Raw genomic sequence first — 24,355 nt, 5'->3', positions numbered from 1 at the left:
CCCAAATTTTCTGCTTTACGTGTTCCAGACTTTCGGCACTGGCGCGCCGTTTCGCAAGAGCGAAATGACAGGCACAAGAATTTTTCTCAGGGAGAAACCGTCCTGCGCGGCAAGCCGGACGATCAGCTTGTCCTGCCAATGGCTTGCCCCCGCATAGCCGGCTTCGAGCAGAGGCCGCAGACGCGGCAGGAAGGCCTCGCAGGCGGGGCCGGAATAGAAGACAGTAGCGAAGGCGACCTTGCCGGAGAGAACCGCAGGCTGGTCGCCGAGCGTTGCGATCTCGCCCTCCAGCCGCACCTCCTCGGCATGGATCAGGCGGCCCGCGCGGCGAATGCGCCAGCGATCGCGAAACAGGCCGCGTTCGGTTCGTTCACCCCTTGCGGTGCGGCCGAGAATGATCGCCTCGACGGCGAGAAATTCGGCGCTCGGCGCCAGATCGACGGAGAGTTCGCGCGTCAGCGAGGCGCGGTCGAACAGGATGCTTTCCTGCGGCAGCCAGGCGACCTTCGCCCCCTCGCCGACCTCCACATGGCTGGAGAGAAACGCCGTATCGGCGGCCGCCTTGTAGATCTTCTCGTTGGCCTGCGTGGTCACGGTCACCTCCGTGCCGGGCCCGGCGCTGAGGCTCCAGTTGAGCCGATCCCCGCCGGTCAAGCCGCCGGAACTGTTGATGAGGATCGCCTCAAGCGAATGATCGAAGGTTTCGGGCAGACGGATCTTGCCACAGCCTTCCTGGAACAGTTCGGCAAGCCGGGTGCGGCCCGCCAGCTGCTTCGTTACAAGGCGCCCTTTACCCCGAGCCCGCTGCGGCGCGGCTCCGCCGGCTTGCTGTTGCTGCACGTCATCCCCTCGGCCGTCTGGCCCTCGGTATTCTGGTCTATGGTTGCCGCGTCACCGCAGGCCGCCACCGCCTTCAGCGACGGTTGTGCCGGGTTGACGGTTGCGACCACATTCTGCTGGTCGGCCCGGCGGAAGAAGTCCCACATCCGCGCGGCCGGATCAATATTCGGATCGAAACCCGGGCGGCGCACCGCTGAGACCTGTACGACGCCCGCCGCATCGGTCTTGCTGGCAGCCGCCATCATGCCGGCATTCGGCTGTGGCCGCGGCCAGTCATGCGTGCCTTCGGCAAATTCGAAGGTGGCGATGCGCGCGCCCTTGCCACAGGCATCGTAAAGGCTGAAGGTCACGCCGCCTGCCGTCTCCGCCGTCGCCTTGCCCTTGCAGCCGTCCAGTTCCGTCCAGCGCTGCAGTGCCGCACGGAACCCATATTGCCAATAGGCCTTGCCGCCGCCGGCATAGGGATTCGATTCGTCCTTCACCCCGTGAAAGGCCATGATCGAGACCGGGCGGGCCGGCTGGCAGCTGGTGGCATCCGGCACCCAGCGACCGTCGCGCCGCTCGGTCGGAAGCCCGGCGCGCAGGGAATTGACGAAGCCCGCGCCGGCAAAACCCTCGCCGCCTGCGCACAGATAGGCCGAGATCATGCGTCCGCCGCCGGAATAGCCGGAGGCATAGATGCGGTCGGGGTCGACGCAGTAATCCTGCTTCACCTCGGCAAGGGCCGCCTTGATGAAAGCCACCTCATCCAGCCCGCCCTCGCGAAAGGTGACGCCCGGCACGTTCCAGGCAAAGGTGCCGGGGGCCGAGCCGGACAGGCTGCCCTGCGGGGCGAACACGATGAAGCCCTCGCGCTCGGCCACCTTGTCCCAGGAACTGCGCAGCATCTGGGCGCGCGGAAAGCTGTTGCTGCCGTGGAAATCGAAGACCACGGCCATCTTCTTGTCGCCGGTATAGGCCGGGGGCAGATAGGCCACACCCTGGCGCGTCACGCCCTCCACCTGCAGGGACACGTCATGATAGCCGGCCTGCTGCGGCACGCCGCAGGCAGCCGAGGCCACCACGGTGCCGCCCATGAGAAGGCTCCCGGTCAAAACCAGCCGGGCGAAAGCCCGCTGCGGGAACCGTCCCAAGCGAAATCCATATGCCATCAAGCGCCTCGTAAGGGGAAAGGGCGTAAAAACCGACGACCTGTTAGGTTAAACCGCGCTCGATCTATCATATTAGATACTTCTATTGAACGGCCTTTCGAAAGAAGGCAGCCATGCGATAAAATTGCATCACACCGTCAGATGCCGCCTCGCCTCCGCCGTATCCAGCGTCTCGGCCGGCCCTTCATGCACGATTTCCCCACGATCCATGATGTAGACGTGATCCGCAAGCTCCCGGCAGAAATCGAGATACTGTTCCACAAGCAGAATGGCCATGCCAGTGGAATCGCGCAGATATTTGATCGCCCGGCCGATATCCTTGATGATCGAAGGCTGGATGCCCTCGGTCGGCTCGTCGAGCACGAGGATCTTCGGGCGCGTGACCATGGCACGGCCGATGGCGAGCTGCTGCTGCTGGCCGCCGGACAGATCGCCGCCGCGCCGCGACAGCATGGAATTCAACACCGGAAACAGGGCGAAGATATCATCAGGGATGAAGCGTTCCTTGCGCGGCAAGGGCGCAAAGCCCGTCTCCAGATTTTCCTTGACCGTCAGCAGCGGAAAGATCTCGCGGCCCTGCGGCACATAGCCGATGCCGTGCTTGGCGCGCGCATAGGGCGCGAGGCCATTCAGCACCTCGCCGTTGAAGCTGATCGTGCCGGCACTCACGCCATGCTGGCCGGTGATGGCGCGCAGAAGCGAGGACTTGCCCACGCCGTTTCGCCCCAGAACGCAGGTGATCTTGCCCATGGGGGCGCCGATCGATACGCCCCGCAGCGCCTGTGCCGCGCCATAGTGAAGATTGATGGTATCGACTGTCAGCATGCTGCGCCTCCCTTTTTGCTTGAAAGCGAGGGGCTACCCCCCGCTGCCCTGCCGGGCGCCTCTGCAACGATATGAGGCACGGGATTGGGTAAACAGACCCCTCCCCACAAGGAGGAAAGGGGCTTACCCTGCCTCATCGCCTGCGCCCCCATGGGGCCGAGGCGGCACCGCGAAAGGTCTCCCCCCTTGTGGGGGAGATGGCGGTAGCCAGAGGGGGTTAAAGGCAACAGGTTCTGCATCGCCATCACCGCCCCAGATAGTTTTCGATGACTTTCGGATCGTTCGACACGAAATCGATCGAGCCTTCGGCCAGCACCGAACCTTCGGCAAGACACGTCACCTTCACGCCGAGATCGCGGATGAAGCCCATGTCGTGCTCCACCACCACCACCGAACGGCTTTTGGCGATCTCCTTGAGCAGGATGGCGGTTTCGGCGGTTTCGGCGTCGGTCATGCCGGCCACGGGTTCATCGACCAGCAGGAGCTTCGGCTCCTGCGCCAGAAGCATGCCGATCTCCAGCCATTGCTTCTGGCCGTGGCTGAGGCTTGCCGCCAGCTCGTCGCGACGATGGCTGAGACGGATGGTGGCAAGAATTTCTTCGATGCGGTCGCGATCCTCGGCCGTCAGCCGGTAGAACAGCGTGGCGAACACGCCGCGCTTGCGGTTCAGCGCCAGTTCCAGATTGTCCCAGACGGTGTGGCTTTCGAACACCGTCGGCTTCTGGAACTTGCGGCCGATGCCGAGCTGGGCGATGTCGGCCTCATCCTTCTTGGTGAGATCGATCAGATCCTCGAACACCACCTGTCCCGTGTCCGGCCGGGTCTTGCCGGTGATGATGTCCATCATCGTCGTCTTGCCGGCGCCGTTCGGGCCGATGATCGCCCGCAATTCGCCGGGCTCCACGACGAAGGAGAGCGAATTCAGTGCCTTGAAACCATCGAAGGAGACGGAGACACCATCGAGGTAAAGGAGCGATTTCGGTCGGGTTTCGCTTCTGACGAGGTTCATCGGGTCTACTCCGCAGCCTGGACCTGGGACGGGGCCCGGTCATCGTTTTCACTGGCGTCCCTGCCGGCTGCCGCCTTCACCGCCCGCCGCGCCGCAAGGACGGACTGGACGGTGCCGACGATGCCTTTCGGCAAAAACAGCGTTACACCGATGAATAGCGCGCCCAGCGCATAGAGCCACAGTTCCGGGAAGGCGCCGGTGAAGAAGCTCTTGCCGCCATTGACCAGCACCGCGCCGATGATCGGGCCGATCAGCGTGCCGCGCCCGCCAACCGCCGTCCACACCACCACCTCGATGGAATTGGCCGGCGCGAATTCACCCGGATTGATGATGCCGACCTGCGGCACGAACAGCGCGCCGGCAATGCCCGCCATCATGGCCGAGACAACGAAGGTGAAAAGCTTGATGTTTTCCACGCGAAAGCCCAGGAAGCGCACCCGGCTTTCGGCATCGCGCACGCCGACCAGCACCTTGCCGAATTTCGAGCGGGTGATGGCGGAGGCAAGCACCAGGCAGAGCGCCAGCATCAGTGCGGAGAGCGCAAACAGCACGGCGCGCGTACCATCCGCCTGCACGGAGAAGCCGAGGATTTCCTTGTAGTCGGTCAGGCCATTATTGCCGCCGAACCCCATGTCGTTGCGGAAGAAGGAGAGCATCAGCGCATAGGTCATCGCCTGGGTGATGATCGAGAGATAGACGCCGTTGACGCGCGAGCGGAAGGCAAACCATCCGAACACGAAGGCCAGTAGCCCCGGCACGACGACAACCATCAGCATCGCGAACCAGAACATGTCGAAGCCGTGCCAGAACCAGGGCAGTTCCTTCCAGTTGAGGAACACCATGAAATCGGGCAGCAGCGGATTGCCATAGACGCCGCGGCTGCCGATCTGGCGCATCAGATACATGCCCATGGCATAGCCGCCGAGGGCAAAAAAGGCGCCGTGGCCGAGCGAGAGAATGCCGCAATAGCCCCAGACCAGATCGAGCGCCAGCGCCAGCAGCGCATAGCACAGATACTTGCCCATCAGCGACATGGCATAGGTTGGGACATGCAGGGCGCTGTCGGGCGAAAGGAGCAGATTGCTGGCCGGAATGGCCAGGGCCACGGCCGCCAGAACAGCAACCGTCATGACGATGCGACCTTCCAGTGCGCGCAAGATGAAGCTGGTGATCATGCTTCCACCGCCCTTCCCTTCAGCGCAAACAGGCCGCGCGGTCTCTTCTGGATGAACAGGATGATCAGAACGAGCACGAGGATCTTGCCGAGCACGGCGCCGGTCCACGGCTCGAGGAACTTGTTGAGCACACCGAGCGACAGCGCGCCGACCAGCGTACCCCAGAGATTTCCGACGCCACCGAACACCACGACCATGAAGCTGTCGATGATGTAGGACTGGCCGAGGTTGGGGGAGACGTTGTCGATCTGCGACAGCGCCACCCCGGCAATACCGGCGATGCCGGAACCGAGCGCAAAGGTGAAGGCATCGACCCAGGGCGTGCGGATGCCCATGGAGGAGGCCATGCGGCGGTTCTGGGTGACGGCGCGCATCTGCAGGCCGAAGGCGGAGCGCTTCATCAGCACCAGCAAGCCGATGAAGATCGACAGCGAGAAGACGACGATCCACAGACGGTTCCAGGTGACCTGCATCTCGCCCAGCTGGAAGGCGCCGGACATCCAGGAGGGATTGCCGACCTCGCGGTTCGTCGGCCCAAAGATCGAGCGGACCAGTTGCTGCAGCACGAGGGAAATACCCCAGGTGGCCAGCAGGGTTTCCAGCGGCCGGCCATAGAGGAAGCGGATCACGCCGCGTTCGATGACAAGGCCGACGGCAGCGGTGACGAGGAAGGCGACCGGGAGAGCAATTGCCAGCGACCAGTCGAACAGATGCGGCGCCGAGGTGCGGATCGCCTCCTGCACCACATAGGTGGAATAGGCGCCGAGCATCACCATCTCGCCATGCGCCATGTTGATGATGCCCATCACGCCGAAGGTGATGGCAAGGCCGATGGCCGCCAGCAGCAGCACCGAGCCGAGAGACAGGCCGTACCAGACGTTCTGCCCCATGTCCCAGAAGGCAAGCGTCGTCTGGATGCGGGCAACGGCAGCGTTCACGGCGGGCTTGAGGCCCGGATCCATCGTGGCGGATGCGGTCAGCAGCAGGCTGATCGCATCGCGGCCGCCGATCCGGGCGATGGTATCGATGGCGGCATTCTTTTCCTCGATCGAACGGTCGGACACCAGTACGGAGGCAGCCCGCGCCTCTTCCATGCGGGCCTTCACCTCGCGGTCGGCCTCCTTGGCAAGGGCCGTTTCGAGAAGCGCCAGGTTTTCCGCGGATGGCGCGCGCAAGACGGCATCGGCCGCCGAAAGACGCGCCGCACGATCCGGGCTCATCAGCGTCAGGCCGCCGGTGGCTGCCCGAAGGACGCGGCGCAGCGTGTTGTTGATCTTCAGCTTGTTCAGCGCGCCCTTCGGCGCCTCGCCGACACTCTCGCCGCTCAAGGGATCGATCAGCGCCAGATTGGCGCCGGCAGGTTTGGTGATGAAAACAGCGCCATCGGATTTGCGGGCATAGAGATCGCCGTCGCCGAAGGCATTCAGCGCCGGCACGACGCGCGGATCGCCGCTTGCCGCGATCTGGCCGATCAGATCCTCGGCCTGCTTGAAATCAGCCTTGCCGAGCGCATCGATCAACGCCTTCGGATCGGACTGGGCAAGCGAGGGCGCAACAAGCGCGAGGAGGAGGAAAAGGGTTGAAAGGAAAAGTCGCAACATGATCGTAGCCCCTTCTTGCAGCGGACACAGATTGCGCCGCGCGTGGGGCTCACCCCCCTCTGCCCTGCCTGGCATCTCCCCCTGAAGGGAGGAGATCCGATGCCGTTGACGCCGCAAGCCCATGACGACGAACGATCCTTGAGGCGCCGCCGTGTGGCTGGGACGTTACATCCTGCCGATCTCCCCCCTTGAGGGGGAGATGCCCGGCAGGGCAGAGGGGGGTAAGCTTGGTCCAGAACGTTCGATGATCTCGCCGACAGGCTTAGATCAGGCCCCTCCCCCCCCTTTGCGGGGAGGAGGGGTCATTGACCCGATGCAGCTATCAGCTGCCCTTGCCGCCGCACTTGCCGGTGGCAACGTTGAAGTTGCCGCAGGACATCGGCTTGCGCCAGTCGGAGATCAGGTTCTTGGAGTCCGGCAGGTAATCGGACCATTCGTCGCCGACGACCTGCGGAGTCTGCTGGACGATTTCGAACTGGCCGTTGGCCTGGATTTCGCCGATCAGCACCGGCTTGGTGATGTGGTGGTTCGGCATCACGGTGGAATAGCCGCCCGACAGGTTCGGGACGGAGACGCCGATGATGGCATCCAGCACCTTGTCGGTATCGGTCGTGCCGGCAGCCTCGACGGCCTTCACCCAGGCATTGAAGCCGATATAGGCAGCTTCCATCGGGTCGTTGGTCACGCGCTTGTCGTTCTTGGTGAAGGCATGCCATTCCTTGATGAATTCGGCATTGGCCGGCGAGTCGACGGACTGGAAGTAGTTCCAGGCAGCCAGATGGCCGACGAGCGGCTTGGTGTCGATGCCGGCGAGTTCTTCTTCACCCACCGAGAAGGCGACGACCGGAATGTCCTCGGCCTTGATGCCCTGGTTGGCGAGTTCCTTGTAGAAGGGAACGTTGGCATCGCCGTTGATGGTGGAGACGACGGCAGTCTTCTTACCGGCCGAGCCGAAGGCCTTGATCTTGGAAACTTCCGTCTGCCAGTCGGAGAAGCCGAACGGCGTGTAGTTGACGATGATGTCCTCGGCCTTGACGCCCTTCGACATCAGGTAGGCCTTGAGGATCTTGTTGGTGGTCTGCGGATAGACGTAGTCGGTGCCTTCCAGAACCCAGCGCTGCACGCCTTCCTTCTCGGCGAGATAATCGACGGCCGGAATGGCCTGCTGGTTCGGGGCAGCACCGGTGTAGAAGATGTTGCGCGAGGATTCCTCGCCCTCATACTGCACCGGGTAGAACAGGATGGAGTTCAGCTCTTCGAAGACCGGCAGCACGGACTTGCGCGAGGAGGACGTCCAGCAGCCGAACACGGCGGCAACCTTGTCCTGGCTGATCAGCTGGCGGGCCTTTTCGGCAAACAGCGGCCAGTCGGAAGCCGGATCGACGACGACGGCTTCGAGCTTCTTGCCGAGCACGCCGCCCTTCTTGTTCTGCTCCTCGACGAGCATCAGCATGGCATCCTTCAGCGTCGTTTCCGAAATCGCCATGGTGCCGGAAAGCGAATGCAGGACGCCGATCTTGATGGTGTCTTCGGCGGCAAAGGCGCCGTGGAACGCCGTCGTGGACATGATGGCGGCGAGCATTGCGCCGCCGAGCCTTGCCTTGAAATTCATGGTGCGAACCCCTCTTCTCGTTCGTTCCGCAACGGGCCTGTGTTCGGCCGTTAACCGTTGCTTCACGAACTATCGGCTGCTGCACCGCAAAACGGCATACGTAAAATGACGTACACGAGGGGGCGAAAGGGGAAGATCAGAAAAAGGGAAAATACGTGTGGTGCATCCGCGCCCATGGAGCGGCGGACAGCAAGCGCCGGGCGCCGGGCTCAGCACCCGGCGCAGCGTGTGAAAGGCTCAGTGTGGCCGGTTGCGGAGCTTTTCCGCCTCGGCATAGAACTTCTTTTCCCACTCGTTGTGGTTATCCAGCCCTTCGCGGATGAAGGGCGTGAAGATCGCCAGGTTCATCAGGCACCAGTTGACCAGGCGGGCCGGGAACTTCAGCGGCTTGACGAAATCCACGAACAGCACCACGCGGGTCTGGTCGGAATGGTTCCAGGCCTCGTGCTCATAGGCATCGTCGAAGATCAGCACCTTGCCCTCGTCCCAGTGGCAGATCTGGTCCTTGACGCGGATGGCGATCTTGTCTCGCTGCGGCGGCACGATCATGCCGAGATGCAGGCGCAACACGCCGTTATAGGGACCGCGATGGGCAGGCAAATGCTTGCCGGGCTCGAAGATCGAGAACATCACCGTGGTCAGCCCCGGGATCTTCTGCATCGCCTTCCAGGTTTCCGGGCAGGCCTTGATGTTCTGCTCCGACTTCACGCCGAAGCCGAGCAGGAAGAAGGTCTTCCAGTTGTTGTCGGTGGAAATGGTCTTCACATCGGTGGAGATGTCCTGGAAGCTGGGCAACTCGTCCTTGCGCTTCAGGATCTGGTCCAGTTCCGCACGAATGGCGGGATAGGCCTTCTCGACCTCCGCGGCCCAGGGGAACGTTGCGTTGTCATAGACCGGGGGATTGCCCAGTTTGGCATATTTCAGATTGAGGCCTTCCGCCCAGGCGACGATCGCCATGAAGAAGCGGGTGATGCGGCTCGGGCGATCCATGGGGGCGATGCCCTGGGTGCCAAAGGTCTGTTCATTCGGAGAAGCGCTGACGGTCGAGGGTTCCACGGGTGGCCACACATGAATGAAAGTTGACGGGACCCGAAAGACCCAGCGGAAAGGCTTCGGGCGTTCTGCTGCACACACTGAGATGGTGAGCCTGCACGCTGTTGCAAGAGCCTGTGTCACAGTTGTGGCAAACGGGAATCCAGCTTGCAAATCCGTCACAAACCCTCGAAACTGCCCAAACGATCATCATGCACAAATGGACGGCAAGGCACGCATGGCAGCCCGGCAACGCATCATTCCGGTCCGGCGCGACTATAACCGCTGGGTCGCGAACCAGACGCTGGAAGACTATGCGCTGCGCTTCACCGCCAAGAGCGCACGCCGCTTTTCCTCGAGCCGCATTTCGCAGACGGCCATCGGCGCCATTTCCTTCCTCGCGCTGGAGGCGATCGGCGGCGCGATCACGCTCTCCTACGGCACCACCAACGCCTTCTTCGCGATCCTCGCGGCGGCTTTGGCCATGCTCGTCGTCGGCCTGCCGATCAGCCGCTATGCCATCCGCCATGGCGTCGACATCGACCTTCTGACGCGCGGCGCAAGCTTTGGCTATATCGGTTCGACCATCACCTCGCTGATCTATGCGAGCTTCACCTTCATGCTGTTTGCGATCGAGGCCTCGATCATGACGGCGGCGCTGAAGATGGCCTTCGGCATTCCGCCCTGGATCGGCTACATCATCAGCGCCGCCGTCGTCATTCCGCTGGTCATCTATGGCGTGCAGCTCATTTCGCGCTTCCAGCTGGCCACGCAGCCCTTCTGGATCATCCTCAACATCCTGCCTTTCCTGTTCATCGCCTTTTCCGACTGGGAGAAATTCAACCTCTGGCGCAGCTTTGCCGGCATCGATCATTCCAATGCGGTGGTCGGCGGCCCCGCCCCCTTCGATCTTCTGGAATTCGGCGCGGCCTCCGCCGTCATCCTGGCGCTGATGCCGCAGATCGGCGAGCAGGTGGATTTTCTGCGCTTCCTGCCGGCGGAGGGGCAGCGCAAGTGGCGCCACAGGCTCGCCGTGTTCCTGGCCGGCCCCGGCTGGGTGGTGGTCGGCGTGCCGAAACTGCTGGCCGGCTCGTTCCTGGCGGTGCTGACGCTCTCGACCGGCGTGCCGGCGCTGGAAGCGGGCGATCCGGCCCACATGTATCTGACGGCCTTCGGCTACATGATCCCCAACGATACGGCGGCCCTTCTGCTGATGGCGGCATTCGTCGTGGTCTCGCAGCTGAAGATCAACGTGATGAACGCCTATGCCGGGTCGCTTGCCTGGTCGAACTTCTTCTCGCGCCTCACCCACAGCCACCCGGGCCGCGTCGTCTGGCTGGTGTTCAACGTGGCGATCGCGCTGCTTCTGATGGAAATCGGCATCTACCGGCTGCTGGAAGCGACGCTCGGCATCTTCTCGATCATCGCCATGGCCTGGCTCTGCACCATTTCGGCCGACCTCTTCATCAACAAGCCGCTGGGACTGTCGCCGCCCGGCATCGAGTTCAAGCGCGCCCATCTCTACGACCTGAACCCGGTCGGGCTCGGCGCCATGCTGGGCGCGACCGCGATTGCGCTGTCGGCGCATTTCGGCCTGTTCGGCCTGCTCGCCGCCTCGCTCTCGACCTACCTGACACTGACGGCCTTCCTCCTCTCGCCACTGATCGCCTGGGCCACCAAGGGCCATTTCTATCTGGCCCGCAAGCCGCGGCATGCCTGGAAGAACCTGACCTCCATCACCTGCTCGATCTGCGAGCATCCCTTCGAACCGGAAGACATGGCCTGGTGCCCCGCCTATGCGGCGCCGATCTGCTCGCTCTGCTGCTCGCTGGACAGCCGCTGCCACGACATGTGCAAGCCGAAGGCCGAGATGAAGGCGCAGATCGGCAGCGTTGCCCGCTCGTTCCTGTCCGATCAGGTGGTGGAGCGGCTGATGACCCGGCTCGGCCGCTATGCGATGACGGCCATCCTGTCGATCTCGCTGATCGGGGGCATCATGGCGATGATCGCCTATCAGATCAGTGGCACCATGCCGGCCAATGCCGAGGTGATCTATGGCACGATCCTGATCGTGTTCTTCGTGTTTGCCATCATTGCCGGCATCGTCTCCTGGTTTTTCGTTCTGGCGCATGACAGCCGGGTGGTGGCGGAAGAGGAATCCTCGCGCCAGACCACCCTGCTGCTCAAGGAGATCGCCGCGCACAAGAAGACGGATGCCGCGCTGCAGAAGGCCAAGGAAACCGCCGAGGCCGCCAACCGCGCCAAGAGCCGCTATGTGGTGGGCCTCAGCCACGAGCTGCGCACGCCACTGAATGCGGTGCTCGGCTATGCCCAGATCCTGGAGCGGGACGAGAGCATTCCGCAGCCGCGCCAGTCGGCGATCAAGGTGATCAAGCGCTCGGCCGATCACCTCTCCGGCCTGATCGACGGACTGCTCGACATTTCCAAGATCGAGGCCGGCAAGCTGCAGGTCTATTCCAACGAGATCAACATCCACGACTTTCTCGACCAGATCGTCGAGATGGTGCGCCCGCAGGCACAGGCCAAGGGGCTGGATTTTATCCACGAGCGGGCCCGCAGCCTGCCGCATTACGTGCGCAGCGACGAAAAGCGCCTGCGCCAGATCCTCGTCAACCTGCTGTCGAACGCCATCAAGTTCACCGAGCAGGGCGCGATCCGCTTCGAGGTCGGCTATCGCAGCCAGGTCGCCACCTTCACGATTGCCGATACCGGCTGCGGTATCGCGGAAAAGGATCTCGGCCGCATCTACGAACCCTTCCAGCGCGGCGAGGCGGACAATGTGCGGCCGATGCCGGGCCTCGGCCTAGGCCTCACCATCACACGGCTTCTCACCAACACCATGGGCGGCGAAATCTCCGTCGTCAGCCGCAAGGGCGAAGGCTCCACCTTCCGCGTGCGGCTGATGCTGTCGGCCGTCGATCGCCCGAGCACGATGCCGGCTGCCGCGCGCCGGATCGTCGGCCACACCGGGCCGCGCCGCACGGTGGTGGTGGTGGACGACAACGAGGACCATCGCGACCTGATGCGCGAGGTGCTGACACCGATGGATTTCGTGGTGCTGACGGCAAAGGACGGGCCGGACTGCCTGACGCTGATCGAGGGCGTTAAGCCTGACCTCTTCCTCGTCGATATCCTGATGCCCGGCATGACCGGCTGGCAGCTGGTGGCGCGGCTGCGCGAAAGCGGGCAGACGGCGCCGATCCTGATGCTCTCGGCCAATATCGGCGACGGCGCTTCCGTTCGCCGCGAGGGCGACGGCCACAACGACACGCTGGCCAAGCCCGTCGATATCCGCCAGCTCTCGGACAAGCTCGCCCTGCATCTCGGCCTGACCTGGATCTATGACGACGAAGGCCTGCCGCCGGCCATGGCGCCGTCCACCCTCGCCCCGCCCGCCGCGCCGAAAAACCCCGGTCCGCGCCATGTGGAAGACCTGATCCAGCTCGGCGAGATCGGCTATATCCGCGGCATCGAGGCAAAACTTGCGGAGCTGGCGCGCCTGCCGGAAAACCGACCCTTTACCGAGGCACTCGGCGCCTATGTTCAAGCCTTCGATCTCTCGGGCTATAGGACCTTCCTCAACCGATTCACCGAGGAAAGAGTTGCCGACGATGTCTGACCTGGCCCTGCCCCGCGATATCGTGCTGCTGGTGGACGACAGTCCCGAAGCGCTCGGCTTTCTCACCGAGGCACTGGAAACCTCGGGCTTTTCCGTGCTGATCGCCACCACGGGTCAGTCGGCGCTCAATATCGTGGAGCGCATCACGCCGGACCTGATCCTGCTCGATGCGGTGATGCCCGGCATGGACGGGTTCGATACCTGCCGCAGGTTGAAGGCCAATCCGGCCGTCTCGCAGGTGCCGGTGATCTTCATGACCGGGCTGACCGAGACCGAACATGTGGTGCACGCACTGGAGAGCGGCGGCGTCGACTATCTGACCAAGCCGATCAACATCGACGAGCTGCGCGCCCGCATCCGCGTCCACCTTTCGAATGCCCGCTCGGCGCAAAGCGCCCGCGTGGCGCTCGATGCCGCCGGCCGCCACCTGCTGGCGGTGCGCGGCAATGGCGCGCTCCACTGGTCCACCCCGCAGGCGACCCGCCTGATCAACACGGCGGCCGGCAGCGAGGAGGGTCTCGACAGCGTTGTCAGGCAGATCGCCGGCTGGATGGCCGGCCGCGACCGCCCCGGCTTTGCGCGCGAGGCGACCTTCGCCTTCTCGGAACGAGCCGAGGCCCGCCTGCATGTCGTGTTCCTCGGTGCGATCGGCGCCGACGAATACCTGTTCCGCATTACCGGCGGCAGCAGCCGCGCCGACGATGCGGTGCTGCGCGAACATTTTTCGCTGACGCTGCGCGAATCCGAAGTTCTGCTGTGGATCGCCAAGGGCAAGTCGAACAAGGATATCGGCGATATCCTCGGCCTCTCCTCGCGCACGGTGAACAAGCACCTGGAACAGATCTATGTGAAGCTCGGCGTGGAAAACCGCGCCTCCGCCGCCGTCAAGGCTGCAACCGTCCTGCACGAAGTCTGATCCGCCGGGCGGTACGGCAAAGGCCCGGCGCTGATCGCCCGGGCCTTCCATCATTGCGAACCGAATAGCATCCTGGCGCGAGCAGGCTCAGGCAAAGGCCTCGCGGCGGCTGCGGCGGAACAGCAGGACCACCGTGAAGACACCGGTCAGCACGGTCAGCGGTACCAGAGAAAACATCACGTCGGTCGGCGTTGCGCCGCGGGCGACCAGCAGGCCGGTGAACAGAGGGCCGGCGATGGAGCCGAGGCGGCCGACCGCAACGGCAATTCCGACGCCTGTGCCGCGCACCTCGAAGGGATAGCACTGCGGGGCGGTGGCATAGAGGATCGCCTGCATGCACAGGATCGCTGCACCGACCAGCGCACCACCGACGAGCATCAGCGCCAGCGCGACCGGCAGGATGCCCAGCATGATAAGAGCCGCGGCGGAAGCCGCGAAGGCAAGCAGCACGGGGCCAATGGGACGCGCGCTGTCAAAAATCCGTCCGCCGATCAGGCTGCCTGCGACACCGCCGACATTGAACATCAGCTGCACCAGCGAGGCCTCGCTCTTTTCCAGGCCCCGGGCCACCAGCAGCTGCGGCATCCAGTTCAGGAGGACATAAACCACCATCAGGCCGAGGAAGAAGGCGAGCCACAGAAACAGCGTGCCGACCAGCGATTCCGGCGCAAACAGCTTGGCAAAGCCGCCCGTAGCGGACGACACCTTTTGGCGCACGACGGCAAGCGGCGGCAGCAGGAGCTGCACGAAGGGGGCCAGCACCAGCGGCATCAGGCCGCCGACGAGGAAGATCATGTGCCAGTCCCCGCCATGCAGGCCAAGGGTGGCAACACCGCTGGCGATCGCGCCGCCGAGCGGCACGCCGGCATACATGATCGAGACCGCCCAGCCGCGGCGCCCCGGCTCCACCGATTCCGCAGCGATGTTGATCAGGTTCGGCAGAGCGCCACCGAGGCCGACACCGGTCAGGATGCGCAGGACCAGCAGCTGTTCGAAACTGGTGGCAAAGACGGTCGCCACGGAAAAGACACCGAAGGTCAGAAGCGACAGCACGAGGCCGGCGCGGCGGCCCCAGGTATCGGCAATCCAGCCGCCGGACAGCGAGCCGAAGATCAGGCCAAATGTCGCGGACGACAGGAACAGACCGATCTGGGGCGGCGTAAGCCCGAAGGCCGGCGCGAGTTTCGGCACCGCCACCCCGGCCGCCTGCAAGTCAAAACCCTCGATCACAGCAGCCAGAAAGGCGAGCACCAGCGCCCGCCCTCCGCTTGTGCGGAGCGCAGCAGTCTTCGTCATCTTGAAATCTCTCCCATAGACAGGCAGGCTTGGAGCGGCCGCCACCTCCAGCGCTGTCGGTCCATCACCCTTCAGGATCCGACAGAAACTTCCCCGCGCGCCTCCTCCAAGGCGCGATCCGATCCGGCAGATGTCGCGATAACAGCCAGTTCCAGACAAGCGTCAAATTACCGCTATGCACCATAGCAGTCAACACACTTCTGGCGAGCGATGCGTCAGATCGTCTCATCCTCCCGCGATCCGGCACCAAGTGTTTCCACCCTCAGGAGAACCCCATCATGAACCGCTTCGTCATCCTTTCAGGCTGTTCCGGCGGCGGGAAATCCACGCTGCTTGCCGAATTGCAGCGGCGCGGTTTCAGAACGGTGCCCGAACCCGGTCGACGCATCGTCAAGGCAGAGCAGGCAACGGCGGGCGGGGCCCTGCCCTGGGTCAACCTGGCCGAATTTGCCCGGCGCGCCATTGCGCTTGCCATGGCGGACCGCGCAGACCTGCCGGACAAGAGCGGCTGGACCTTCTTCGACCGCAGCCTCGTGGATGCGGCCGCCGCCCTCTGGCAGGCGACAGGCGACGCGTCGGCACTTGATCTCTGCAGGAGGCACCGATACCACCGCACCGTGTTTCTCACACCGCCCTGGCCGGAGATCTACGTGATGAATGGGGAGCGCCGGCACGCCCTTGCGGGAGCGCTTGCGGAATATGACCGTCTGGTCGATCTCTATCCGAGGCTTGGTTACACGATCGTGGTGCTGCCGAAGGTGAGCGCGGCGGAGCGGGCGGATTTTGTGCTGGCCCGGATCGGTGCGGAGGATGCGGTTTGACCGTCTCCCATGCAAAAAGCCCGGCGCGAGGCCGGGCTTTCCGAAGAGAGGCGAAGATCAGGGATCTTCTGCCGGATCTTACATCTGGAAGTAGCTGTACTTGCCGTCCGGGCCCTTCTTCCACTCGTACATGACATAGTCCGGACGGGTGATGTCGCCCTTGGCATCGAAGCCGATGTCGCCGATGGCGGTCTTGAACGGACCCTTGGCCTTCATCGCTTCGGCCACCTTCTGCGGGTCGTTCGACTTGGCGGCCTTGGCGGCGTCAGCGAAGATCTGCATCGCGGCATAGGAGTAGAGCGTGTAGGCTTCCGGCTCGAAACCAGCCTTGCGGAACTTCTCGACGAGGTCCTTGGCGTTCGGGTTCTGGCGCGGATCCGGCGGGAAGGTCATCAGCGTGCCATTGACGGCGTCGCCGGCGATCGACGCCAGTTCGTTGGAGGTGATGCCATCACCCGACATCAGCGGCGCCTTGACGCCCTGGTCGGCCATCTGGCGCATCAGCAGGCCGGCCTCGGTGTGCAGGCCGCCGAAATAGACGATGCCGACGCCGGCATTCTTCATCTTGGAGATCAGCGCCGAGAAGTCCTTGTCGCCGACGGTGATGCCTTCGTAGATGACTTCCTTGATGCCAAGCTTGTTCATGGCCTTCTTGGTTTCATCGGCAAGACCCTGACCATAGGTGGTCTTGTCATGCACGACGGCGACCGGAACGCCCTTGAACTTTTCAGCAATATACTGGCCGGCAACGGCACCCTGCTGGTCGTCACGGCCGCAGGTGCGGAAGGTGTTCCACAGGCCGCGATCGGTGAACTTCGGGTTGGTGGAGGCCGGCGTGATCTGCACGATGCCGTTTTCGGCGTAAACTTCAGAAGCCGGGATCGAAACCGACGAGTTGAAGTGACCGACAACGAATTTCACGCCATCCGCGACGAACTTGTTGGCAACGGAAACGCCCTGCTTCGGGTCAGACACGTCGTCGCCGAGCACGATCTTGATCTTTTCGCCGTTGATGCCACCAGCTGCGTTGATGTCCGCTGCCGCCTGCTCCGCACCCTTCTGGAGCTGAGCGCCGAAGGCTGCGTTCGGGCCTGTCAGCGGGCCGGCAACGCCGACGAGGACATCAGCCCAGGCAGAACCGCCGAAAGCCATGACGGCCGTCAGCGCCACTGCCGAGAGAAGAGACTTCTTCATAATGTTACTCCCAGTTTTTTGAGCGGGTCGGTGTAAGAACCGTGCGCAAGACCCACCACCCCTGCGCCGGTAACTGGTTCCCTTTTCACAACAATCTGAAGCCGAAAGCCTCAGCCTGTCAATTCTTCTTCTTCCAGGAAAAGGTGCCTGCGCGCTCGTAGAGCCAGTAGTAGTTTTCCACCATCTGGCTCGTGCGGCGCTGCCGGAAACCGGCAACCGCAAAGATCAGCAGCAGCACCACATCCAGCACGTAATAGCCGGCCGCCAGGAACGGTCCCTGGAACAGCGCGAAGTGCAGGAAGCGCATCATCACCCCAAGCAGCAGCACGTAGACGAAGACGAGCGGAAGCTCCTTCCAGCCTTCGGCCACGGCACGCCCCGTGCGCCAGGCCGTCCACAGGCCGATCAGCAGCACGATGAAGCGCAGCACGTAGCGGGCGCCGGTATCGCTTTCAAAGAAAAGCCCTTGCATATCCAGTCTCCCCCATGCGCCTCAGTGGCGCCCGCCTTCCAGATAGGCGGCGCGCACTTCCGGATTGGCCAGCAGTTCCCTGCCGGTCCCGCTCATGGTCACCTTGCCGTTCACCATCACATAGGCGCGGTGCGACAGCTTGAGTGCCGCAAACGCATTCTGCTCGACGAGGAACACCGTCAGGCCTTCCTTCTCGTTCAGCATCCGGATCGCCTCGAAGATCTGCTTGACGATCAGCGGAGCAAGACCGAGAGAGGGCTCGTCCAGCAGCAGAAGCTTGGGACGCGCCATCAGCGCGCGGCCGATGGAGAGCATCTGCTGCTCCCCGCCCGAGAGCGTCCCGCCGCGCTGGCTCTGACGCTCTTTCAGGCGCGGGAAGAGCGCAAAGATCTTCTCCACGTCCTCATCGAAATATTTCAGGTTGTCGAGGCCAGCCCCCATCTGCAGGTTTTCATAGACCGTCATGCGCGGAAAAATGCGACGGCCTTCCGGCGACTGGGCAATGCGGCGGCGCGCGATCAGATGCGTTGGCATCTTGGTGATGTCGGTGCCATCGAACACGACGGAGCCATTGCGGGCCTGCGGGCTGCCACAGATCGTCATCATCAGCGTCGACTTGCCGGCGCCGTTGGCGCCGATCAGGCTGACGATCTCGCCCTGGTTCACATGCACGTCGACGCCCGATAGCGCGCGGATGCTGCCATAATAGGTCTCGACGCCGCTGACCTTCAGAAGCGGTTCGGCTGCGGGATTAACGTTGACCGACATCAGAGCGAGCCCCCGTCGAGTTCTTCATGCATGACCTCTTCCAGCTCGTCATCATCCACGCCGAGATAGGCGGCAATGACCTTCGGGTCGTTCTTCACATGGTCCGGCGTACCGTCGGAGATCTTCTGGCCGTATTCCAGCACCACCACGTGGTCGGAAATCTCCATGACGACAGACATGTCGTGCTCGATCAGCAGGATGGAGGTGCCCGTTTCGTCGCGAATGCTGTTGAGCAGCGTGTTGAGCGCCAGCGATTCCTTCGGATTGAGGCCGGCGGCCGGCTCGTCGAGGCACAAAAGCTCCGGCCCCGTGCACATGGCGCGCGCGATCTCCAGACGACGCTGCGCGCCATAGGGCAGATCGCCGGCCGGATCGTCGGCGCGATCGATGAGATCGGCCTTTTCCAGCCACTGGCGGGCAAGCTCGATCGAACCTTCCGCCTCACGCTTGTAGGAGCCGATGCCGAGCAGGCCCATCACGGTATAGCCGGACGCCTTCATCAGCTTGTTGTGCTGCGCCACCAAAAGGTTTTCCAGCACCGTCAGGCCCGAAAACAGGCGGATGTTCTGGAAGGTGCGGGCAACCTTGGCCTTCTTGGTGATCTCGAAATCCGAGAGGCGTTCGAGAAGGTGCTGTTCGCCATTGCGCCGGTTCATGGTGATCATGCCCATGGTCGGCTTGTAGAACCCGGTGATGCAGTTGAAGACCGTGGTCTTGCCGGCGCCGTTCGGGCCGATCAGCGCCGTGATCTCGCCACGCCTGGCTTCGAGCGACAGGTCGTTGATGGCCATCAGACCACCGAAGCGCATCGACAGATGCTCGACCTTGAGAATGGTATCGCGTGTCATGGTCGTGTTTCCGGAGGTCATCAGCCGTGACCCTCCTTGGTGAAGCTACCCGAGACGGACTTGCGCTCCTTGAGGAAGGCCGTCGGCTGGCGCGAGCCAACGAAGCCGCGCGGCTTGAACAGCATGACGGCGACCATGGCCAGGCCGAAGAGCAGCATGCGGTAAAGTTCCGGCGTGAAATCCTCACCGAACACATGCTTCAGGAATTCCATCTCGCGCAAAAGTTCGGTGCCGCCGACCATCACGATCGCAGCGACCGCGATGCCCGTCAGCGAGCCCATGCCGCCGAGGACGACGATCGCCAGGATGACGGCCGATTCCAGGAAGACGAAGCTTTCCGGCGAGACAAAGCCCTGACGCGCCGCGAAGAAGGAGCCTGCGAAACCGCCGAACATGGCGCCGATGGCAAAGGCCGTCAGCTTGGTCTTGACCGTGTCGATGCCGAGCGAACGGCAGGCGATCTCGTCCTCGCGCAGCGCTTCCCAGGCACGGCCGATCGGCATGCTGCGCAGCTTGATCGTCACGTAGGCGGTAATCAGGCAGAGCGCCAGAATGACGTAGAACAGGAAGATCTTGTAGTAAGCCGAGGACATCGGCAGGCCGAAGGATCTTGCAAAATTGTTCGACGCGCCGACATCGAAGGACCAGATGCCGAAGATCGATGCCTTGGCGATGCCGGAAATGCCTGCCGTGCCGCCGGTCACCTCGGTCCAGTTCATCAGCACGAGGCGGATGATTTCACCAAAGGCGAGCGTCACGATGGCCAGATAATCACCGCGCAGACGCAGGACCGGGAAACCGAGAATGATGCCCCAGAACGCGGCCAGGATGCCAGCCATGGGCAGAAGCACCCAGAAGGACAGGCCGAAGGTCTGCGACAGAAGGGCGTAGGAATAGGCACCCACCGCATAGAAGGCGACGTAGCCGAGGTCGAGCAGGCCGGCGAGCCCGACGACGACGTTGAGGCCCCAGGCGAGCATCACGTAGATCAGGATCTGGATGCCGAAATTGTCGACGAATTTCAGCGAACCCTGCACACCGTAAAGGCTGACGACCACCGGCGGGTAGAGAACCAGCGCCAGCATGGCGATCTTCAGGAAGTTCCTGTGAAAGAACCCCTTGTCGTCGGACACTTCGGGAATGCCGGCTTTGGCCTTGGCGAGCTTGCGCCGGTCAATCCGCGGCTTGAAGAAACCGACGACGAGAAAGCGGCCGATGGCGGAAACCGCCACGAAGATGGCGAGAAGCCCCCAGCGGGTGCGCCAGACCAGCGCGTTGTCGATGTTCTGGTAGGTTTCGATGCCGACATAGAGAAGGAACATGCCGAAGGCCAGAATGCCGGCAAAGAGGCCTTCCTTAACGGCCTGGGCCATCACGCCCGGCGCCGCTTCCTTGGCAGGAGACTGTGCATTGGTCATGGAGTTACACCTTCTCCACTTCGGGACGCCCGAGGATCCCCGTCGGCTTGAAGATCAAGACGAAGGCGAGAATGGCAAAGGTTGCCACATCCTTGTAGGCGATGGAGAAATAAGCGGACCACAGGGATTCGATGAGGCCGATCAGGAGGCCGCCGAGAACGGCGCCGGGAAGCGAGCCAATGCCGCCGAGAACAGCCGCTGTGAAGGCCTTGACGCCCGGAATGAAACCATCGGCGAACGAGGCGACCCCGTAATACATCAGGTACATGGTGCCGGCGACGGCCGCGAGCGATGCACCCATGATGAAGGTGATCGAGATGGTGCGGTCGACATCGACACCCAGCAGCGCCGCCATCTTGCGGTCCTGCTCGGTCGCACGCTGCGCACGCCCGAGCGGCGTCTTGTTGACGATATACCAGAAGATGGTGAGCAGCACGGCCGTGACGACCACGATGACCATCTGCTTCAGCGACACCGTGACGTCACCGAAGTGGAAGACATCGTTGACCAGCGGCGGGATCGGCTTGTTGCGCGGACCCTGCGTCACCTGGATGAAGTTGGACAGCACGATCGACATGCCGATCGCCGTGATCAGCGGCGCCAGCCGGAACGAACCGCGCAACGGTCGGTAGGCGACCCGTTCGATCGTCCAGTTCCACAGGCTGGTCACCAGCATGGCAACGACCATCATGATGAGCAGCGCGAGCGCCACCGGAATGCCGGCAATGAAGGATGTCAGGATCAGGAAGACGATCAGGGCGGCGAAACCGCCAAGCATGAAGATGTCACCATGGGCAAAGTTGATCATGCCGATGATGCCATAGACCATCGTATAGCCGATCGCGACCAAGCCATAGATAGATCCAAGAGTCAGCCCGTTCAGGAGCTGCTGGATGAAATACTCCATCAATTTTCCCCCGGACGCGATCCATGAAAACAGACGGCCGCGTCTCTTGTATGTGTGGCCCTTACGGGTTCTTCGCTTTTTAAAATTTCATACTGCTTTCCCTCGAAAAGGGAAGTCAAAATGATGGAGCAACGCCAATTACCCCCAACCGGCCCGCTATCTGGCGTCAAACAGGCCAAACGACCTAGAAAATAAGCAGGAAATGACCAAAAAACCGGCCGGTCACCCCTGCCGCATATGCAGGCCGTCAGGGTCGAAGAGCGGCGCCGGCTGCAGAGTCGCCTCGAGCATTTCGCCGAGCACCTCGATCTGCCAGCCGTCGCGCACCTGCGCATGTGCCTTGGGCACATAGCCCATGGCCACCGAGCAACCCGCCGCATGGGCATAACCGCCGGAGGTGACCCAGCCGACAACCTCCCCGTTCAGCGAGATCGGCTCGTCGCCCAGCACATCCGCATCGCGGGCCTTTACCACGAGGGTGACGAGCCTGAGCGAACCACCCGACAGCTTTTCCTCGATGGCCGCGGTCTTGCCGATGAAATTCGCCTCCTTCTTGAGCGCCACGAAGCGGCCGAGGCCTGCCTCCAGCGGCCCGTAGAGCGGGCGATATTCCCGCGACCAGCTGCCATAGGATTTTTCAAGCCGCAGCGCGTTCAGCGCACGCAGGCCGAACAGGCGGATACCAAAGGGCTTTCCCGCCTCCATCAGCGTCTCGAACACATAGCGCTGGTATTCCGGCCGCATCCAGATCTCATAGCCGAGATCGCCGGTATAGCTGACGCGGCCGATCAGCACGGGTGCCATGCCAAGCTCCAGTTCGCGGATCGCCATGAACGGGAAGGCTTCGGACGAGAGGTCGAGATGCGTCAGGCTCTGCAACACCGCGCGCGCCTTCGGTCCCGCAACCGCCAGCCCGACAAGGCTGAGGCCCAGCGCGTCGATCTCCACCGAGCCGTCCTCCGGCAGGTGGCTCTCGAACCAGCGCATGTGGTAATCCTCGGCGATGCCGGAGCCGATCAGCAGGAAATCCTCGTCATCGAGATTGGCGAGCGTGAAATCGCCGATCAGCTTGCCGGCCTCGTTCAGCATCGGGCAGAGCGCCATCCTGCCGACCGGCGGCACCTTGCCGGCCAGCATGTGATCGAGCCACACGGCCGCCCCCTCCCCGCTGACGGAATACTTGGCAAAGCCCGAGGTTTCCATCAGGCCGACGCTCTCGCGCACCGCCCGCGCCTCGGCGCCGACATGGTCGAAATCTGTGGAACGGCGCCAGGAGAAGCGATCCTCCACACCCTCAGGCGCGAACCACAGCGGCGTTTCCAGCCCGTAGGACGCGCCGAATACCGCGCCCTCCGCCTTCAGCCGGTCATAGACCGGCGTCGTCAGCAGCGGGCGCGCGGCCGGCAGTTCCTCGTTGGGATAACGGATCGAGAAGCGGCGCGAATAGTTTTCGCGCACCTTCGCATTGGTATAGGCAAGCGTCGCATAATCGCCGTAGCGGCAGACATCCATGGCAAACACGTCAAAACCTGGATCGCCCTCGATGATCCAGTTGGCGAGCGCAAGACCCACGCCGCCGCCCTGGCTGAAGCCGGCCATCACCGCGCAGGCGGACCAGAAATTCGTCATGCCGCGCACCGGCCCGACCAGCGGATTGCCATCCGGCGAGAAGGTGAAGGGCCCGTTGATGATCTTCTTGATGCCGGCATTGTTGAAGGCCGGGAAGTGGCGGAAACCGACTTCCAGCTCATTGGTGATGCGCTCCAGATCCTCCGCCAGAAGTTCATGGCCGAAGCTCCACGGCGTCTCGATCGGCGACCAGGGACGGCAATCCTTCTCGTAGGTGCCCATCAGCATGCCGTTGCGCTCCTGGCGGATATAGATCTCGCCGTCGAAATCCACGCAGTGCATCAGTTCCTTGCCGGTCGTACGGTTGAAATCGATGACCTCAGGCATATCCTCGGTGATCAGATACATGTGCTCCATGGCCAGCACCGGCAGCTCCAGTCCCACCATGCGGCCCACCTCGCGCGCCCAGAGCCCGGCGGCGTTCACCACATGCTCGGCGCGGATCTCGCCCTTGTCGGTAACTACCCGCCAGGTGCCCTCCGGCGTCTGCAGCAGTTCTTCCACCTTGGTGTGCAGATAGATCTCCGCGCCGTTCTTCTTCGCGGATTTGGCATAGGCATGGGTGGTGCCGTAAGGATCAAGATGGCCCTCATGCGGATCGAAGACGGCGCCGACGAACTGCTTGGGATCGAGCAGCGGCATCATCTCATAGGCTTCCTCGGCGGAAATCAGCCGCGCCTCGCCGCCGGCATATTTGCCCTTGGCGAGCAGCGACTTCATCCAGTCGAAGCGCTCCGGCGTTGCCGCCAGCATCAGGCCGGAGGTCATGTGCAGGCCGATGTCCTGCCCGGAATATTCCTCGATCTCCTTGTAGAGTTCGACCGTATATTTCTGCAGCTTGGCAACGTTCGGATCGCCGTTGATCGTGTGCATGCCGCCCGCCGCATGCCAGGTGGAGCCGGAGGTGAGTTCGGAGCGCTCGACCAGCACCACATCCGTCCAGCCGAACTTGGTGAGGTGATAGAGCACCGAACAGCCGACGACCCCACCGCCGATGACGACAACCCTGGCATGATTCTTCATTGCGGACGCTCCCCTTGGCCAAGACGGTTTCGAGGGAGCCTAGAGACAGGCCGCGAGCGGCAATAGTCGTTTTCGCGAAACAAATTGTGCCGTTTGCGGCATGGTGGGACCGGGCACAAGGCCGGCGAACTGCCCCCATAACTTGCTCCGCCCTTCCCCCTCCCCTCACAGGGGTGTA

19 protein-coding genes are annotated in these 24,355 nt (G+C 63.0%); 3 read left to right on the top strand and 16 right to left on the bottom strand.

Features of this window, described 5'->3' with window-relative positions; genetic code table 11:
• Nucleotides 1–15: 15 nt before the first annotated feature.
• From FNA46_RS18925 to olsC, 8 genes are all read right to left on the bottom strand, one after another.
• Nucleotides 16–840: an urease accessory protein UreD gene (locus tag FNA46_RS18925; protein WP_143126769.1), complete on the bottom strand. Its 825-nt coding sequence runs from the start codon at nt 838–840 to the stop codon at nt 16–18.
• A complete protein-coding gene (locus FNA46_RS18920; protein ID WP_185969911.1) occupies nt 777–1,916 on the bottom strand; it encodes a CE1 family esterase in 1,140 nt (379 codons plus the stop codon). Before FNA46_RS18920 ends, FNA46_RS18925 begins: the two co-directional genes overlap by 64 nt.
• A 204-nt stretch (nt 1,917–2,120) precedes the next feature.
• A complete protein-coding gene (gene urtE / locus FNA46_RS18915) occupies nt 2,121–2,816 on the bottom strand; it encodes an urea ABC transporter ATP-binding subunit UrtE (protein WP_143126767.1) in 696 nt (231 codons plus the stop codon).
• Nucleotides 2,817–3,060: 244 nt separating this feature from the next.
• Nucleotides 3,061–3,825, bottom strand: a complete 765-nt coding sequence (gene urtD / locus FNA46_RS18910; RefSeq protein WP_143126766.1) for an urea ABC transporter ATP-binding protein UrtD — start codon at nt 3,823–3,825, stop codon at nt 3,061–3,063.
• Between the two features lie 5 nt (nt 3,826–3,830).
• Nucleotides 3,831–5,000 (bottom strand): urea ABC transporter permease subunit UrtC, encoded by a 1,170-nt coding sequence (urtC, locus tag FNA46_RS18905; RefSeq protein WP_143126765.1) that lies wholly within the window; start codon nt 4,998–5,000, stop codon nt 3,831–3,833.
• The gene (gene urtB, locus FNA46_RS18900; RefSeq protein ID WP_143126814.1) at nt 4,997–6,604 is read right to left on the bottom strand and encodes an urea ABC transporter permease subunit UrtB; all 1,608 of its coding nucleotides are present in this window, start codon (nt 6,602–6,604) and stop codon (nt 4,997–4,999) included. Before urtB ends, urtC begins: the two co-directional genes overlap by 4 nt.
• Nucleotides 6,605–6,923: 319 nt before the next feature.
• A complete protein-coding gene (urtA, locus tag FNA46_RS18890) occupies nt 6,924–8,213 on the bottom strand; it encodes an urea ABC transporter substrate-binding protein (RefSeq protein ID WP_143126764.1) in 1,290 nt (429 codons plus the stop codon).
• A gap of 237 nt (nt 8,214–8,450) precedes the next feature.
• Complete coding sequence (gene olsC, locus FNA46_RS18885; RefSeq protein WP_246103206.1) at nt 8,451–9,269, bottom strand: ornithine lipid ester-linked acyl 2-hydroxylase OlsC; 819 nt, start codon at nt 9,267–9,269, stop codon at nt 8,451–8,453.
• Nucleotides 9,270–9,483: 214 nt separating this feature from the next.
• Between olsC and FNA46_RS18880 the strand changes: the two genes are divergently transcribed.
• Together FNA46_RS18880 and FNA46_RS18875 are read left to right on the top strand one after the other, a co-directional pair.
• Nucleotides 9,484–12,885 (top strand): hybrid sensor histidine kinase/response regulator, encoded by a 3,402-nt coding sequence (locus tag FNA46_RS18880; RefSeq protein ID WP_143126762.1) that lies wholly within the window; start codon nt 9,484–9,486, stop codon nt 12,883–12,885.
• Nucleotides 12,878–13,801: a response regulator gene (locus FNA46_RS18875; RefSeq protein ID WP_143126761.1), complete on the top strand. Its 924-nt coding sequence runs from the start codon at nt 12,878–12,880 to the stop codon at nt 13,799–13,801. The genes FNA46_RS18880 and FNA46_RS18875 overlap by 8 nt, the downstream gene beginning before the upstream one ends.
• Before the next feature lie 87 nt (nt 13,802–13,888).
• On the opposite strand, the gene FNA46_RS18870 is transcribed toward FNA46_RS18875, so the two are convergent.
• Entirely contained in the window at nt 13,889–15,097 is a 1,209-nt protein-coding gene (locus FNA46_RS18870; RefSeq protein WP_143126760.1) for an MFS transporter, read from the bottom strand.
• Nucleotides 15,098–15,375: 278 nt separating this feature from the next.
• Here FNA46_RS18870 and FNA46_RS18865 point away from each other — a divergent pair, with 278 nt between their 5' ends.
• Nucleotides 15,376–15,918, top strand: coding sequence for an AAA family ATPase (locus FNA46_RS18865; protein ID WP_143126759.1), 543 nt, complete (start codon nt 15,376–15,378; stop codon nt 15,916–15,918).
• A gap of 78 nt (nt 15,919–15,996) precedes the next feature.
• On the opposite strand, the gene FNA46_RS18860 is transcribed toward FNA46_RS18865, so the two are convergent.
• The 7 genes from FNA46_RS18860 to FNA46_RS18830 all read right to left on the bottom strand — a co-directional run bounded on the left by FNA46_RS18860 (nt 15,997) and on the right by FNA46_RS18830 (nt 24,177).
• The gene (locus FNA46_RS18860) at nt 15,997–17,112 is read right to left on the bottom strand and encodes a branched-chain amino acid ABC transporter substrate-binding protein (protein ID WP_143126758.1); all 1,116 of its coding nucleotides are present in this window, start codon (nt 17,110–17,112) and stop codon (nt 15,997–15,999) included.
• Nucleotides 17,113–17,230: 118 nt separating this feature from the next.
• Nucleotides 17,231–17,584 carry a DUF6867 family protein gene (locus FNA46_RS18855; RefSeq protein WP_143126757.1) on the bottom strand — a complete coding sequence of 118 codons (354 nt, stop codon included), beginning with the start codon at nt 17,582–17,584 and terminating at the stop codon, nt 17,231–17,233.
• Nucleotides 17,585–17,605: 21 nt separating this feature from the next.
• On the bottom strand, nt 17,606–18,352 hold the full coding sequence (locus FNA46_RS18850; protein ID WP_143126756.1) for an ABC transporter ATP-binding protein: 747 nt from the start codon (nt 18,350–18,352) through the stop codon (nt 17,606–17,608).
• The gene (locus FNA46_RS18845) at nt 18,352–19,221 is read right to left on the bottom strand and encodes an ABC transporter ATP-binding protein (protein ID WP_143126755.1); all 870 of its coding nucleotides are present in this window, start codon (nt 19,219–19,221) and stop codon (nt 18,352–18,354) included. The genes FNA46_RS18850 and FNA46_RS18845 overlap by 1 nt, the downstream gene beginning before the upstream one ends.
• The gene (livM, locus tag FNA46_RS18840; protein WP_425468785.1) at nt 19,221–20,573 is read right to left on the bottom strand and encodes a high-affinity branched-chain amino acid ABC transporter permease LivM; all 1,353 of its coding nucleotides are present in this window, start codon (nt 20,571–20,573) and stop codon (nt 19,221–19,223) included. Before livM ends, FNA46_RS18845 begins: the two co-directional genes overlap by 1 nt.
• Nucleotides 20,574–20,622: 49 nt before the next feature.
• Nucleotides 20,623–21,525: a branched-chain amino acid ABC transporter permease gene (locus FNA46_RS18835; RefSeq protein ID WP_143126753.1), complete on the bottom strand. Its 903-nt coding sequence runs from the start codon at nt 21,523–21,525 to the stop codon at nt 20,623–20,625.
• Between the two features lie 222 nt (nt 21,526–21,747).
• Nucleotides 21,748–24,177 carry a GcvT family protein gene (locus FNA46_RS18830; RefSeq protein WP_143126752.1) on the bottom strand — a complete coding sequence of 810 codons (2,430 nt, stop codon included), beginning with the start codon at nt 24,175–24,177 and terminating at the stop codon, nt 21,748–21,750.
• Nucleotides 24,178–24,355 lie beyond the last annotated feature (178 nt).

It is taken from the genome of Affinirhizobium straminoryzae, from assembly GCF_007004135.1.
GTDB classification, from domain to species: Bacteria; Pseudomonadota; Alphaproteobacteria; order Rhizobiales; family Rhizobiaceae; genus Neorhizobium; species Neorhizobium straminoryzae.
The sequence above is the reverse complement of the archived record's forward strand: the minus strand, read 5'-3'. Positions and strand labels throughout refer to the sequence as shown.

Excerpts from the sequence above, each read along its gene's own strand:
- FNA46_RS18880 (WP_143126762.1), top strand. The coding sequence starts at position 9,484 with ATGGCAGCCCGGCAACGCATCATTCCGGTCCGGCGCGACTATAACCGC.
- FNA46_RS18830 (WP_143126752.1), bottom strand. The coding sequence starts at position 24,177 with ATGAAGAATCATGCCAGGGTTGTCGTCATCGGCGGTGGGGTCGTCGGC.
- FNA46_RS18875 (WP_143126761.1), top strand. The coding sequence starts at position 12,878 with ATGTCTGACCTGGCCCTGCCCCGCGATATCGTGCTGCTGGTGGACGAC.
- livM (WP_425468785.1), bottom strand. The coding sequence starts at position 20,573 with ATGGCCCAGGCCGTTAAGGAAGGCCTCTTTGCCGGCATTCTGGCCTTC.
- urtC (WP_143126765.1), bottom strand. The coding sequence starts at position 5,000 with ATGATCACCAGCTTCATCTTGCGCGCACTGGAAGGTCGCATCGTCATG.
- urtE (WP_143126767.1), bottom strand. The coding sequence starts at position 2,816 with ATGCTGACAGTCGATACCATCAATCTTCACTATGGCGCGGCACAGGCG.
- FNA46_RS18855 (WP_143126757.1), bottom strand. The coding sequence starts at position 17,584 with ATGCAAGGGCTTTTCTTTGAAAGCGATACCGGCGCCCGCTACGTGCTG.
- FNA46_RS18835 (WP_143126753.1), bottom strand. The coding sequence starts at position 21,525 with ATGGAGTATTTCATCCAGCAGCTCCTGAACGGGCTGACTCTTGGATCT.
- FNA46_RS18850 (WP_143126756.1), bottom strand. The coding sequence starts at position 18,352 with ATGTCGGTCAACGTTAATCCCGCAGCCGAACCGCTTCTGAAGGTCAGC.
- urtD (WP_143126766.1), bottom strand. The coding sequence starts at position 3,825 with ATGAACCTCGTCAGAAGCGAAACCCGACCGAAATCGCTCCTTTACCTC.
- urtA (WP_143126764.1), bottom strand. The coding sequence starts at position 8,213 with ATGAATTTCAAGGCAAGGCTCGGCGGCGCAATGCTCGCCGCCATCATG.
- FNA46_RS18845 (WP_143126755.1), bottom strand. The coding sequence starts at position 19,221 with ATGACCTCCGGAAACACGACCATGACACGCGATACCATTCTCAAGGTC.
- FNA46_RS18860 (WP_143126758.1), bottom strand. The coding sequence starts at position 17,112 with ATGAAGAAGTCTCTTCTCTCGGCAGTGGCGCTGACGGCCGTCATGGCT.
- FNA46_RS18920 (WP_185969911.1), bottom strand. The coding sequence starts at position 1,916 with ATGGGCGGCACCGTGGTGGCCTCGGCTGCCTGCGGCGTGCCGCAGCAG.
- FNA46_RS18870 (WP_143126760.1), bottom strand. The coding sequence starts at position 15,097 with ATGACGAAGACTGCTGCGCTCCGCACAAGCGGAGGGCGGGCGCTGGTG.
- FNA46_RS18865 (WP_143126759.1), top strand. The coding sequence starts at position 15,376 with ATGAACCGCTTCGTCATCCTTTCAGGCTGTTCCGGCGGCGGGAAATCC.